Annotated in this window: 16 protein-coding genes; 3 read left to right on the forward strand and 13 right to left on the reverse strand. The window is 59.3% G+C overall.

Annotated features, from left to right (window positions below):
* The 4 genes from VL547_RS22625 to VL547_RS22640 form a co-directional block, all read right to left on the reverse strand.
* A partial coding sequence (locus VL547_RS22625) for an HdeD family acid-resistance protein (RefSeq protein WP_325582271.1) occupies positions 1-535 on the reverse strand: 535 nt, incomplete at its 3' end.
* Positions 536-624: 89 nt separating this feature from the next.
* Complete coding sequence (locus VL547_RS22630; protein WP_325582273.1) at positions 625-1536, reverse strand: AraC family transcriptional regulator; 912 nt, start codon at positions 1534-1536, stop codon at positions 625-627.
* Between the two features lie 94 nt (positions 1537-1630).
* The gene (locus VL547_RS22635) at positions 1631-1888 is read right to left on the reverse strand and encodes a SemiSWEET transporter (protein WP_325582275.1); all 258 of its coding nucleotides are present in this window, start codon (positions 1886-1888) and stop codon (positions 1631-1633) included.
* Between the two features lie 34 nt (positions 1889-1922).
* Positions 1923-2414, reverse strand: coding sequence for an asparaginase domain-containing protein (locus tag VL547_RS22640; RefSeq protein WP_325582277.1), 492 nt, complete (start codon positions 2412-2414; stop codon positions 1923-1925).
* Between the two features lie 62 nt (positions 2415-2476).
* On the opposite strand from VL547_RS22640, the gene VL547_RS22645 reads away from it, so the two are divergent.
* Complete coding sequence (locus VL547_RS22645) at positions 2477-3811, forward strand: hypothetical protein (protein ID WP_325582279.1); 1335 nt, start codon at positions 2477-2479, stop codon at positions 3809-3811.
* Between the two features lie 3 nt (positions 3812-3814).
* Here VL547_RS22645 and msrA read toward each other — a convergent pair whose 3' ends face one another.
* Positions 3815-4459 carry a peptide-methionine (S)-S-oxide reductase MsrA gene (msrA, locus tag VL547_RS22650; protein WP_325582281.1) on the reverse strand — a complete coding sequence of 215 codons (645 nt, stop codon included), beginning with the start codon at positions 4457-4459 and terminating at the stop codon, positions 3815-3817.
* Between the two features lie 10 nt (positions 4460-4469).
* Entirely contained in the window at positions 4470-4994 is a 525-nt protein-coding gene (gene msrB, locus VL547_RS22655; protein ID WP_325582283.1) for a peptide-methionine (R)-S-oxide reductase MsrB, read from the reverse strand.
* Positions 4995-5079: 85 nt separating this feature from the next.
* On the opposite strand from msrB, the gene VL547_RS22660 reads away from it, so the two are divergent.
* A complete protein-coding gene (locus tag VL547_RS22660; protein ID WP_325582285.1) occupies positions 5080-5955 on the forward strand; it encodes an MBL fold metallo-hydrolase in 876 nt (291 codons plus the stop codon).
* Here the strand turns inward: VL547_RS22660 and VL547_RS22665 are convergent.
* The 7 genes from VL547_RS22665 to VL547_RS22695 form a co-directional block, all read right to left on the reverse strand.
* Entirely contained in the window at positions 5952-6539 is a 588-nt protein-coding gene (locus VL547_RS22665; RefSeq protein WP_325582287.1) for a ClpP family protease, read from the reverse strand. The genes VL547_RS22660 and VL547_RS22665 overlap by 4 nt on opposite strands.
* A gap of 9 nt (positions 6540-6548) precedes the next feature.
* Positions 6549-6779, reverse strand: coding sequence for a hypothetical protein (locus VL547_RS22670; RefSeq protein ID WP_325582289.1), 231 nt, complete (start codon positions 6777-6779; stop codon positions 6549-6551).
* Positions 6760-7224, reverse strand: coding sequence for an RNA polymerase sigma factor (locus tag VL547_RS22675; protein ID WP_325582291.1), 465 nt, complete (start codon positions 7222-7224; stop codon positions 6760-6762). Before VL547_RS22675 ends, VL547_RS22670 begins: the two co-directional genes overlap by 20 nt.
* A gap of 46 nt (positions 7225-7270) precedes the next feature.
* Positions 7271-8092, reverse strand: a complete 822-nt coding sequence (locus VL547_RS22680; RefSeq protein ID WP_325582293.1) for an alpha/beta hydrolase — start codon at positions 8090-8092, stop codon at positions 7271-7273.
* The gene (locus tag VL547_RS22685) at positions 8089-8565 is read right to left on the reverse strand and encodes an SRPBCC domain-containing protein (protein WP_325582295.1); all 477 of its coding nucleotides are present in this window, start codon (positions 8563-8565) and stop codon (positions 8089-8091) included. Before VL547_RS22685 ends, VL547_RS22680 begins: the two co-directional genes overlap by 4 nt.
* On the reverse strand, positions 8555-8869 hold the full coding sequence (locus VL547_RS22690) for a metalloregulator ArsR/SmtB family transcription factor (RefSeq protein WP_325582297.1): 315 nt from the start codon (positions 8867-8869) through the stop codon (positions 8555-8557). The genes VL547_RS22685 and VL547_RS22690 overlap by 11 nt, the downstream gene beginning before the upstream one ends.
* A gap of 68 nt (positions 8870-8937) precedes the next feature.
* Positions 8938-10287 (reverse strand): hypothetical protein, encoded by a 1350-nt coding sequence (locus VL547_RS22695; RefSeq protein ID WP_325582299.1) that lies wholly within the window; start codon positions 10285-10287, stop codon positions 8938-8940.
* Positions 10288-10310: 23 nt separating this feature from the next.
* Here VL547_RS22695 and VL547_RS22700 point away from each other — a divergent pair.
* The coding region (locus tag VL547_RS22700) for a penicillin acylase family protein (protein ID WP_325582301.1) at positions 10311-11545 on the forward strand (1235 nt) is incomplete at its 3' end.

Below are 11545 nucleotides of genomic sequence, written 5' to 3' on the forward strand. Positions count from 1 at the left end.
TCAGCTGGAACGCCAGCAGGATGTTGAATATCCCGGCGAAAATAAAAGCCATTCCCGATACCACGATGATGCTCACCGCCCCGGCCTCGGGATAGTAGAGCACCCCAAAAGCCGCCAGCAATGTCAGGATGCCGCCGGCCAATAGCCAGCCCCAGTCCTTTGCGCCGAGGGCCTTGATGTCATAGGCGATGCCCATCAGGTAAAAAGACCGCAGCATCAGCCAGAAGCCCAGGATGAACGGCAGGGTGGCCATCGTCAGGCCCGGGTAGGAATACAGGTAGGCGCCAATGACGACGTCCAGGATACCCGAAACCAGCGTCCAGCCCCAGCCGCGGGTTTTGGTATTCGCGGTCGCGAAGAAGATCTGCGCAAAACCGGAGATCAGGATGACGATGCTGAACATAACGCTCAGCCCGACATATCCCGCCAGCGGCCGGCTAAAAATAAAAACTCCGGCAACCAGGAAGGCGAGCCCTTTGAGGATAAAGAGCCACCAGTTGCGCACGTCGTACTTGAGGGTTTCGATGAGTGACATATACAAGTTTGTTTGTGAAGAAAGCGAATGTTGTTGCTTCTCAGCTATACAAATCAAACCGCCTCGTATGAATTTCAAAGGATGGCCTTTCAAAGCGAGGCGCGATAGGCCATGGGCGACACGCCCGTCTGCTTTTGAAAAAACGCCGAAAAATTGTTCGGCTCATCGAACCCTAACCGGTGGGCGACGGTCTTGATGCCGAGGTCCGTCTGCGAAAGCAGGTACTTGGCTTCCGTTATGACCCGTTCATGGATGCTTTGTTTTGCCGTCAGCCCGCTTTGCGTCTTTACGACGTGGTTCAGGCTGTTCGGATGCAGGTGCAGCGCCTCCGCATAAAAGGCCACGCCGCGCTCGCGCGTGAAGTGCGTATCCAGCAGCTTGTAGAACTTCTCGAGTACCGGGTGATAGACCACGTCGCCCTCGACCTGCTCCGCTTCTGTAAACAGCCGGTCCGCGCCAATCAGCAATTCCAGGATCTTGATCGCGATCATCTCGTTTTTTTCCGCCATATCGTCGCCGTGCTCCCGGTAGATCGTGTCGAGTATGTCCTTTATAGGCTGCACCTGCGTCTCGTCCAGGTACAGGTACGGCCGGATCGAGCTCCGGAGCACCTTCCGCCGCATGATGTGCTGCCTGGGGAAGGCGTTGTTGAGGAAAAAATCGATATTGAACAGGAGTACGTAACCCGTGCAATCCAGCGACCAATCCCGGCTGGAGTGCATCATGCGCTTGGGTACGATATAGAGGGTGTTTTCCCGGATCGGGAAGGTGTACAAACCGATCGTTTTTTCGGCAGAGCCTTTTTTGACCAACACGATCCAGTAGGGCGTTTGCCGGGACGGGGGCACGGTCCCGCCTACCTGGGGCACCGCGGCTTCCAGCGTATATATCTGGAAGCTGAACGGGTGCTTCATCCGCTTGTCCATGTCGATGATGCCGTCCTGGAGGTACTTCCGGTAGATGTCCCGGTATTCCCGAAGGACGAGCTCGTCATCTTTCATTCACGCAATGTATTAAATTTACCGGAACTATGGCGTACGATATTTTATCAGCCGACCACAAAAGGCGGGTGGATATGGCGCTCGACAATAACGCCTACTTGTAGCGCAGCTTGTACCCCAGTATGATCATCGCAAAGACGAGCGTCACCCCGTTGGCCACGTACACCGGCAGGTTCAGGGACCAAAGCCCGTATATGAACCACAACAGCGTCCCGAGCGTAAAGAGCGCGTACATCGAGAGCGAGATGCTCGCGGTGTCCTTGGTCCGGATGGTTTTGATGGCTTGGGGGAGGAAGGATATGGTGGTGCAGAAGGCGGCGGCGAGACCGACTATGGTGACGATATTTTGCACGGGGGAATAGGTTTGCTATAAAGATACGGGGACGTCAGTGTAGTTCCTCGAATTGTCCCGTCTGTTTATTCTTCCGCACATTATCCCAATTAAACGCCCTCCCATTCATGGCAACGTACACCCCCGGCGCCAGCGTCTGCGCAAAAGCCAGCGCGTTCCCCAGGTTGAAGAACCCGTCAGAGCTGCCGAACTTATAGGGGATCATCGCCCCGGTGATTACGATCGTCTTGTTCGGCACCTTTTCAGCGAGCACCTTCGCGGTGACCGACATGGTGTCGGTGCCGTGGGTAATCACGATCTTGTCCTCGTGGGTATTGCGGCACTGGTGCGCGATCAGCTCCCGGTCCTCATTGGTCATGTTCAGGCTGTCGATCATCATCAGCGTCCGCACCGTTATGTCCAGGGTGCTCCGGCTGCGCTGGAGCATTTCCGGTAAATGGGTCTCCTTAAAAAATAACTCGCCGGTAAGCTCGTTGTATTCCTTGTCAAAGGTTCCCCCGGTAACGAATATCCTGATGGTAGTCATAGTAAGGCGTCAAAAATAGAGAAAAATGAGTATCTTACAACTCGTTTATATCCAATATCCCTATGTCACCCACCGACGAGTCGGCCTTTAAGCAGATGTTCCGCGACGCCTGCGGGCGCTGTTTCGGGACGGACCATCCGGCTCCCTTGACAGCGGCGGAAAGCCGCGTACTCTGCGCCCACATCCTCGAAGAAACGGGTATGACCCTCGGTTGGAAAACCGTCCAGGGCTATTCGCTCCACCTCCACCTCGATACACCCGACGCCGTCCACCCGACGGGCGCCTCCCTCGATACCCTGGCCCGCTATGTCCTCGGCGCCCCCCGCGTAGCGCCCGTGGTGATGCGCGCCGCCATGCCCCGCCCCGACGTGACGCCGCATGTACCGGAGGGTCGGTTCCCCTACTGGTACCGCTACCGGGAGGGTTATCGCCGCCGGCTCCCTGTAAAGCTGCGCAAAAACGGCGTGCCTCAGACCATCCGCGTCGCGGGTCTTCCCGACGCGCAACCGGTGCCCAAGGGGCTTGCCAAACGCTTCTGGTTCTACACCTTCCGCGGCGCCGAACAGGTCCTGTCCTGGAGCCGCCGCCTGGTCCCCGAATACATCCGGCACTCCTGGCTGGCGTGGCTGGCCTTTGTATTGTTCATGGGCCTGATCTGTATCTGGAGCATGCGTGAATATTATGCCCGCCGCACCTCGACCTTTACCGATAATTTCGCCCAGATCAACGGCGATTCGCTCCAGACCCGCGGCTGGACCCGTCTGTACCCCGATAGCACGCACTGGGTCGCCACCCCCGGCGCCCTTACGCTGTACACCCTGAAGGGCGACAACTGGCCTGACTCCCTGGAGACGCCGTATATCGGCAACCTCCTGATGCGCCCCATCCCCGGCGACTGCTTCACCGCCGAGGTCCAGCTCTCCGGCTTCACCCCTACCGCCAACTGGCAACAGGCCGGCCTCCTCCTCCTGGAGGACTCCAGCCTGACGTCCCGGAGCATCCGCATCTCGATCGCCTACAACGACTATTTTGAAGACTATGTCCAACCCCGCCAGATCATCGTCGAGGGGATCAGCTCCGCCGGCACCCCCACCGGCAAGCCCGAGGAAATATTGCATAAGACCCTTTACCTGCTCGGCTGGGGCAAGGACAGCCTCATCCGCGAAAGCATGCGCCATACGGCGCTCCGCATCGAAAAGCGCGGTAACGTGTATACATTTTTATACGCCGGCGGGCAAACCGACAACTTCGTGTTCCAGGAAGTCGGGACGCACACGCTGTACATCACCCCGCGGTATATCGCTTTATTCGCGCTTCGCGGGACGCGGGGGCATGCGCCGGATATGCCGGTCGAGGTGCGGCTTTTCCGGTTACAAATCGGACCTTGCGAGCCTTAGCCTTTATAGCGCCTTGTATGGCCCCGGGAACGCCTTTCGGAACTCCAGGTAATCCGGGATCGACACCGTCTCCACGTAAGGATTGTCCGGGTGGTGATAGATGTACTCCTGGTGATAATCCTCCGCCTCCCAGAACTTCTTGAACGGCACGACCTGCGTGGCGATCGGCGCCTTGTAGGTGTGCGCGTCCGTGAGGCGTTTGATCTCGGCCATGATCGTGGCTTTCTCCTGGTCGTTCCGGTAGAACGCGATCGATCGGTATTGGGTGCCGACGTCGTTGCCCTGGCGGTTGACCTCGGTGGGGTCCTGGCTGGCGAAGAAAGCCTTTACCAGCGTTTCGTAGGAAATTTTAGCCGGGTCGTAGTAGACGTTCACGGTTTCGGCGTGCCCCGTCAACCCCGTTTCTACGCCTTCGTAGGTGGGGTTGGCGGTCGTGCCGCCGGAGTAACCGGATACCGCGTCGCGGACGCCGGCGAGGCTTTGGAAAATGATCTCGGCGTGCCAGAAGCAGCCTTCGGAAAAGGTGGCGACCTGCTCGCCCGGGACGGGCTTGGTGCTGGTCGCGCGCGGAATCTTTACGTCGGGGTTTTGTGCGCTGCAGGCGCCGAGGACGAGGGTCAGCGCGGCAGCAACTATAATGGATCTCATGTTTATCTAATTAATGTGCGGCTACCGGCGGCTTCCCGCCCTCCGGCACGAATATGAGCGCCGCGGAATTCATACAATACCTTTTGCCCGTGGGCGCCGGTCCGTCGTCGAAGACGTGACCCAGGTGCGATCCCGTTTTGCTATCCACCACCTCGAGGCGGACCATCCCGTCGCTGTTGTCGGGCACCAGCCGCACCGCGTCCGGGTTGATGGGCGCAAAAAAACTAGGCCACCCGGTACCGGAATCGAACTTCGCGTCGGAGCTGAACACCGGTTGAAGGCTGGCGGCGGAATAGTACGTGCCCTTCTCGTAGAAGTGGTCGTACTTGCCGGTAAACGCCCGCTCCGTCCCCTTTTGCCGGAGGATATAATACTGGTCCGGAGTGAGCAATTGTTTCCACTCGCCATCGGCGTGCTGAACGGGGAACTTCGTATTCGGGGTCGCCGTGGGCGGGTTGGGATATTTTTTGGACTGCGCGCTGACACAACCCGCGCTCAGGGCGCAGGCCAACAGCCATATATACATTTTGTTCATGGGAAAAGTTTCTAGTGTAAAGATACGTAGCAACGGTCCGGACGGTTCCACGATTTTTCCCTAACTTTTGCCAAAATTTCTGTCCATGCGCTATCCTAAACGCCTGTTGCCGCTCGTGGCCCTTTTGACCGTTGTCTTTGGCGCGGCCCAGGCACAAAGCAAATTGAAAGTTACCGTTTTTACTTCCGGACCCCAGACGCTGCAAACCAATACCGCCCTGATCGAAGGGGCGCACTTTCTCTTGCTGGTTGACGCCCCCATGACAAAGGAGGACCAGGACAAGGTGATCGAAAAGATCAAAGCCAGCGGGAAGACGTTGATGGCTGTTTTTGTGACCACCGCGGCGCCCGAGCACTACTTCGGGCTCGGCGCGATCAAGGCCGCCTTTCCTCATTGTAAGGTGTGGTCGATCCCCCAGGTGATCACCGGTGTCAACGCCAACTTCACCAACGACGTGGCCCTCTGGAAACCCATCCTGGGCGCGACGGGCGTACCGGAAAAGATCACCCAGATCTTCCCCGCCCCCGCGGCTTCCATCCTGCTGGACAACGAGGAAATCCAGATCGGGACGCCCCTCCAGGGGTCTACGCCCGGTGTCGCTACGCTGTTCATCGGCGGTAACAAAACGCTCTTCACCGGCGACATCGCCTACGACAACGTCTACCCATGGGTAGCCGGTCTCACCGCAAACCAGCGCCGTGACTGGGCCGAAAGCCTCGACAAGCTCAAAAAGATGAACCCGCTGATGGTCGTCGCCGGACACAAGGACCCAAGCGCACAGGACGACGTCGCCTCCATCGACGGAACGGCGAACTACCTGAAGATCTATGAAAAGGCGGTCAAGCAGGCCCACAGCTCCGATGAGCTGATCGGCATCATGCAGGACCAGTTCCCGGATTTGAAGGGGTCCGACACCGCGCTCAAGGCGGCGGCGGTCAAGCAGTTCCCGGATCAGAACTAACGCGGCATCGCCGCCTCATCGCCCAGCACCGCATCAACCAGGCCATACTCCTTTGCTTCCGCCGCCGTCATAAACCGGTCCCGGCGGAACGAGTCTTCTATTTCCTCCGCGGTATGTCCCGAGGTCCGCGCCACCAGCTGGAAGATTTCCTTCTGGAGGCGCTCCTGCTCCCGGTAGGCGATACCGACGTCCTCCGTATACCCGACGGCCTTCCCGCCGGCGGGATGCATGTGCACGGTCGCGTGCGGCAGCGCGTACCGCTTCCCGGGGGCGCCCGCTGTCAGGATGACCGTGCCCATGCTCATCGTCGACCCCACGGCCACCGTGGAAACCGGCGACTTCAGGATGCGGATGGTATCGTAGATGGCGAGCCCCGCGTAGATACCGCCGCCCGGGCTGTTGATATACAGGTGGATGTCCTGGTGGCTTTCCGCGTCCAGGTACAACAGCTGCGCTACGATCAGGTTCGCGATCTGGTCTTCGATGGGCGAGCCGAGGAAAACGATGCGTTCTTTTAACAACAGGCTGTAGATGTCATAGGCGCCGCGCGTCGCGGCGTCGATGACCGTGGGGATGACGGGCATAAGCTTGTTTTAATGTGTGAAAATGGTGTCGATTTGCCGACGGAAGGCGGCGTCGCTCATCAACCGCCCGAAGAGCCCCTCCAGGCGGACAAGGTTGTGCGCTCGCCGCTGCCAGCGCACCTGCTCCGCCAGGTCCGCGTCAATCAGCATCCGAACCCGGAAGTCCTCCGCCTCGGCGGCCGGCATCCGCTCCAGGAGATAGCGGTCGATGGTTTCTGTATCATGCAAAGACTTCCTCATAGATCCCGGAGGTCTTGAGCTGTTCGCGCAACTTTTCGATGCATTTGTATTTCTGGACGGTCGCCGAATGGGCGCTGGAATAACCATAGGTAAAGGCGATGCGCTCCATCGTGTCGCCGCGGTCGTAAAAGGCCTTCAGCAGGTCCAGACAGCGGCCGCGGACATAGCTCCAGATCGCCATAGGGGCCGTCTGCACCGGTGCTTCGGTTACATCTTCCGGCAGGTCCGCCATCGGGATTTGTCGTGTCTGCCGGCGCAGCAGGTTCCGGGCGATCCCCATTAGATACGCTTCCGCCGAGCGAGGCTCTTCCGCCTCCATCAGCACCAGCATGGCCTCGTGAAACACGTCCCTGGCGGTCTCCAGATCACCCCCATAACGGCGAACCATCGCGGCTACCTTGGGGAACGCGGCGGTATAGAGGGCTTCAAGTTCTTGTGTATCCATACTAAGAAGTGCCAGACAACGGCGGAATATCACCCAAAAGGTAATATTATTTATCCAGGAAAGCTTCGATCATCGGAACCACGAAGGCGGCCTCCCCGGAATGGGCGGGTAACGTCGTTATCTCTTCGATATACTCCCCATGCACTCCGGGGATGATGGCCAGGGACGAACCGGCCATCAGCCGATGCATCTCGAGGGCGTGCTCCGGCGTTATAACGTCCTTATCGCCCACGATGATAAAGGTGGGGGCGTTGATCGACTTAACCATTTCGTCGGGTATATCCTTAAAGGTCAACATCCTTTGCACGTCTTTTTCCTGCATATTCCGCAATGCCCCCGAATCCGGCCTGACCTGTAGAAAGGATTCTTTTAGCGGCCCGGGCATGTTGTCCAGCGTCGCGTGCTTCATAAAATCCCAGAACTGCGGCGGCACGCCGTTGCGTTTGCAAAGGGCGGAGGCCAGCACGAGCTTGCCAACCATATCCGGGTGACGGATGGCGATTTGCATGGCCGTGGTGCCGCCGTTACTGAATCCAAAGAAATCGGCTTTTTTAACGTGCAGCACCGCCAGCAGCCCCACCACGTCGTCCGCGTCCTGCTCAAAAGACTCCGGTGCGTCCCTGTCGCCGGTGCGTCCGTGCGCCTGGAGGTCCATGGCGATCACCCTGTACTTCTGCGCCAGCAGCGGGATAACCCGTCCAAAGGTCGTTTCGATATCCGAACCGCCGCCGTGGATGAGCACCAACGGCTTGCCCTGGCCATACACCTCGTAATACATCCTTATCCCGTTGACCTCGGCGTAGCCGTGTTCGCCGGCCCGGCTCCCGATCGACACGAACAGCAGCCACAAAACCACGACGTTTTTCATTCGACGATAGCTTGGAGGTTATGGAACATTTGCAGCCAGCTGGGATGTGCGCCCGTCCGTTTGGCGGTCTCTTCGGAAACCGTTTGATGCATTTGCATCCTGGTTTTCCCGTTTTCTTCGGTAAATATCACGGTGACGAGCGTTTTAGCCGGCCATTCCGGATCGAACCCGACGGTAACCGGGTCGATGGGGTTACCCTCCGCGTCGGCGTTGACCAACGTGAACACGAGCCGCTTGCCCGGGATGACCTCCTGGTATTCCCCGATGGCCCAACAGTCTCCGAATGCGGGATTCGAAATACATTGGTGGAACGCTCCGCCGGGCCGGACGTCTATTTTTTTATAAAAAACGGTGCATCCCTCCGGGGCATACCACTTCACCAGTTTCGAGGGGTCGGTCCACGCGCTGAAAACCCGCTCGGGGCTGGCGTTAAAGACCTGTTCAATACATACTTCTCTAGTGTTATTTTTCATCGTCAAGGAATTTACCCAGTTGTTGGAAACGCTGGCCCCAGATCGTCCGCGACTCGGCCACCCAGTTGGAAACCTCGTCCAGCGGCGCCATCCGCACCTCGCAGACCTGCTCCCGTCCCTTTGGCGTGATGGAGACCACGCCGCATTCGTTCAATATTTTGATGTGCTTGGCGATCGCCTGCCGGCTGACGCCAAAGTCTTCGATAATCCCGGCAAGGTTTTGCGGCCCCCTCGACAGCTTCTGGATGATCATCCGTCGTGTCGGGTCCGAAATGGCCTGGAAAACGTCCCTTCTTTGAATCATATACAACCAAATGGTTGCCTAAAAATAAAGCAACCATTTGGTTGTACAAACTTTTTGGGCAAAAAAATTTAGTAACCGGTGGCCAATGCCGCGGCCATGGCGACTAGCCCGATGCCAAACAGCACCAGCGCCGGCTTCCACACAAACTTGCCCCAGTCCTTATAGGACACCCCCGCTACCGCCAGGACGCCCATCAGCGTCCCGTTGGTCGGTGAAAACAATTCCGTGAGCCCCTGCCCATATTGGAAGGCCAGCACCATCACCTGCCGCGACATGCCGGTCAGGTCGGCCAGGGGCGTGAGCAGCGGGATCGTGAGCTGCGCCTGCCCGCTGCTGCTGGTCACGGGGATATGGATCAGCACGTGGGCCAGCATCATCCCCGCGGCGGATAGGAAGAGGGGGAGGTGCTGGAGCGGGGTGAACATGGCATGGATGATCGTATCGATGATGTGACCGTCCTGGAGGACGAGGTATACCGACCGCGCCAGCCCCACGATCAGCGCAGCCAGGGTCATCTCCTTGGCGCCTTCCGCCCAGGCCAGCGCCGTACCCCCCAGACCCAGCCGTCCGATAAAGCCACACACGAAACCCACGATAAAAAACAAGGCCGTCATCTCGTTAAAGTCCCATCCCAGCCGGACGATGCCATAGATCATCAGGATGAAGGCAGCCAGGACGATGAGGAGGATGAGCGTATAGCGGACGCGGCCGGGGCTGGGGCCCACCGTGGGTTGCGGGGCGACGGCCGCGGCGGCCCCCGCGGTCTCGATCCCTTTGGTGCGTCGCACCACCCACGCAATCCAAAACATCACCGCGGGCACGAGAAAAATGATCCTGAGCCCCGCGCCCGATAACAGCGGCAGCTCCGCTAGCTTTTGCGCGATGCCGACCTGGAATGGGTTCATCGGGCTGAACGACGAGCCGATAACCGCGCACCCGACGCTGATTGCGATCGCCCCGATCTTCGAATACCCCAGCCGTCCCGCCATAAAAACCATCACCGGCGTCAGCGCAATGATCTCCTCCGACATATTGTCCGCCGCGCCACCAGCGGCAAAACACAGCCCCACCAGCCAAAGCACCAGGTACGGCGCCCGCCCGGTGCGGGCAATAAGCCACAGGAGACCCGCCCGGAACGCCCCCGTCCGGTCGATGACACAAAAGGCGCCCCCAAAGACCAGGATACTGACGATGATCTCCGCCCCGGCCTCGATCCCCCGCGGCACGTCGAGCATCAGGCTCCAAAAACCGACGGGCGTTTGCTGTATGGCGTGGTAACTCCCCGGCACCACCGTTTCCCGGTTGCTGACGCTGTCGTGGACCCGGGCGTACTGCCCCGCGGGCACGAGCCAGGTGCTAACCCCCGCCAGGAGTATAAACGCGATCAGAAGGATAAGCGGGTGGGGGAAGCTGCGCATGTTTCATTAAATTTAATGCATTCATGAGCATGAGAAAACTTTTTTCCACCCCGTTGCTGGCGGTTGCCCTGCACGCCGCTGGGCTTACGCACGCCGGAGGGCTTTCGCCCGTCGCTGCTGAGCCGCCGCGCGCCCGGACGGCGCCATCGCCAACCGACCTCGCGCGCTACGCCGCCGAAGCCGCGCGCGTCACCATCATCCGCGACAACTGGGGCATCCCGCATATATATGGAAAGTGCGACGCCGACGCCGTCTTCGGGCTGATGTACGAGGAATGCGCGCACGACTTCCCCCGCGTCGAAAAGAACTACCTCGAGGTCATGGGCCGCCAGGCCGAAGCTTACGGCGCCGACTACCTTCCGGAAGACCTGGAGCTCCAGCTCATCGAAGACACCGCCGACGCCAAACGCGACTACCAAAACAGCCCGCCCTGGCTCGTACAGCTCCTCGACGCCTTTGCCGACGGCGTAAACTATTACCTCTATAAGCACCCCGGGTGTCACCCGGCGATCCTGACGCACTTCGAACCCTGGTTCCCGCTGATGTTCACCGACGGCAGCGTGGCTGCCACGAGCACCGGGGGGATACGCCCGGCCGAAGTGATGGATTTTTACCTGAACCACCGCGGCGACGCAGCCTATAACGCGCATGGCGGCGACGCGCTGGGCGCCGCCGGGAACTCAACGACACCAGATGCGCCGGAAACCGGCTCCAACGGCTTCGCCATCGCCCCCGGCCGTACCAGGAACGGCCACGCGTTGCTGTATATCAACCCCCACGTCCCCTTCTACTTCCGACTCGAAGTCCACCTCGTCAGCGACGAAGGACTCAACGCCTATGGCGCCGTAACGTGGGGGCAGTTCTTTGTATACCAGGGCTTCAACGCCCATTGTGGCTGGATGCACACCTCGAGCTACGCCGACGTCGCGGACCTCTATAAAGAAGACGTCCAGGGACAGCAATACCTCTATGACGGCCAGCGGAAACCGCTCCGGAAAAAAATGCTCGGCATCGGCGTCAAAAAAGGCGACGACATAACCCGCATCCCGATCACAGCCTACTACACCGGGCACGGCCCGGTGATGGGCGAGCGTGATGGCCGGTGGCTCAGCCTCAAGGAAAACAACCGCTCGCTCAAAGCCCTGATGGAGGCGTGGCTCACGACAAAGGCCGAAACCTTCGCCCAGTACAAAAAGGAGATGGACCTGCGCTCCAACACCACCAACAACACCGTCTATGCCGACGACTACGGCAACAT

The organism is Dinghuibacter sp., assembly GCF_035492835.1.
Lineage (GTDB): Bacteria > Bacteroidota > Bacteroidia > Chitinophagales > Chitinophagaceae > Dinghuibacter.

Excerpts from the sequence above, each read along its gene's own strand:
- VL547_RS22630 (WP_325582273.1), bottom strand. The coding sequence starts at position 1,536 with ATGAAAGATGACGAGCTCGTCCTTCGGGAATACCGGGACATCTACCGG.
- VL547_RS22640 (WP_325582277.1), bottom strand. The coding sequence starts at position 2,414 with ATGACTACCATCAGGATATTCGTTACCGGGGGAACCTTTGACAAGGAA.
- VL547_RS22645 (WP_325582279.1), top strand. The coding sequence starts at position 2,477 with ATGTCACCCACCGACGAGTCGGCCTTTAAGCAGATGTTCCGCGACGCC.
- msrA (WP_325582281.1), bottom strand. The coding sequence starts at position 4,459 with ATGAGATCCATTATAGTTGCTGCCGCGCTGACCCTCGTCCTCGGCGCC.
- msrB (WP_325582283.1), bottom strand. The coding sequence starts at position 4,994 with ATGAACAAAATGTATATATGGCTGTTGGCCTGCGCCCTGAGCGCGGGT.
- VL547_RS22660 (WP_325582285.1), top strand. The coding sequence starts at position 5,080 with ATGCGCTATCCTAAACGCCTGTTGCCGCTCGTGGCCCTTTTGACCGTT.
- VL547_RS22665 (WP_325582287.1), bottom strand. The coding sequence starts at position 6,539 with ATGCCCGTCATCCCCACGGTCATCGACGCCGCGACGCGCGGCGCCTAT.
- VL547_RS22670 (WP_325582289.1), bottom strand. The coding sequence starts at position 6,779 with ATGAGGAAGTCTTTGCATGATACAGAAACCATCGACCGCTATCTCCTG.
- VL547_RS22675 (WP_325582291.1), bottom strand. The coding sequence starts at position 7,224 with ATGGATACACAAGAACTTGAAGCCCTCTATACCGCCGCGTTCCCCAAG.
- VL547_RS22680 (WP_325582293.1), bottom strand. The coding sequence starts at position 8,092 with ATGAAAAACGTCGTGGTTTTGTGGCTGCTGTTCGTGTCGATCGGGAGC.
- VL547_RS22685 (WP_325582295.1), bottom strand. The coding sequence starts at position 8,565 with ATGAAAAATAACACTAGAGAAGTATGTATTGAACAGGTCTTTAACGCC.
- VL547_RS22690 (WP_325582297.1), bottom strand. The coding sequence starts at position 8,869 with ATGATTCAAAGAAGGGACGTTTTCCAGGCCATTTCGGACCCGACACGA.
- VL547_RS22695 (WP_325582299.1), bottom strand. The coding sequence starts at position 10,287 with ATGCGCAGCTTCCCCCACCCGCTTATCCTTCTGATCGCGTTTATACTC.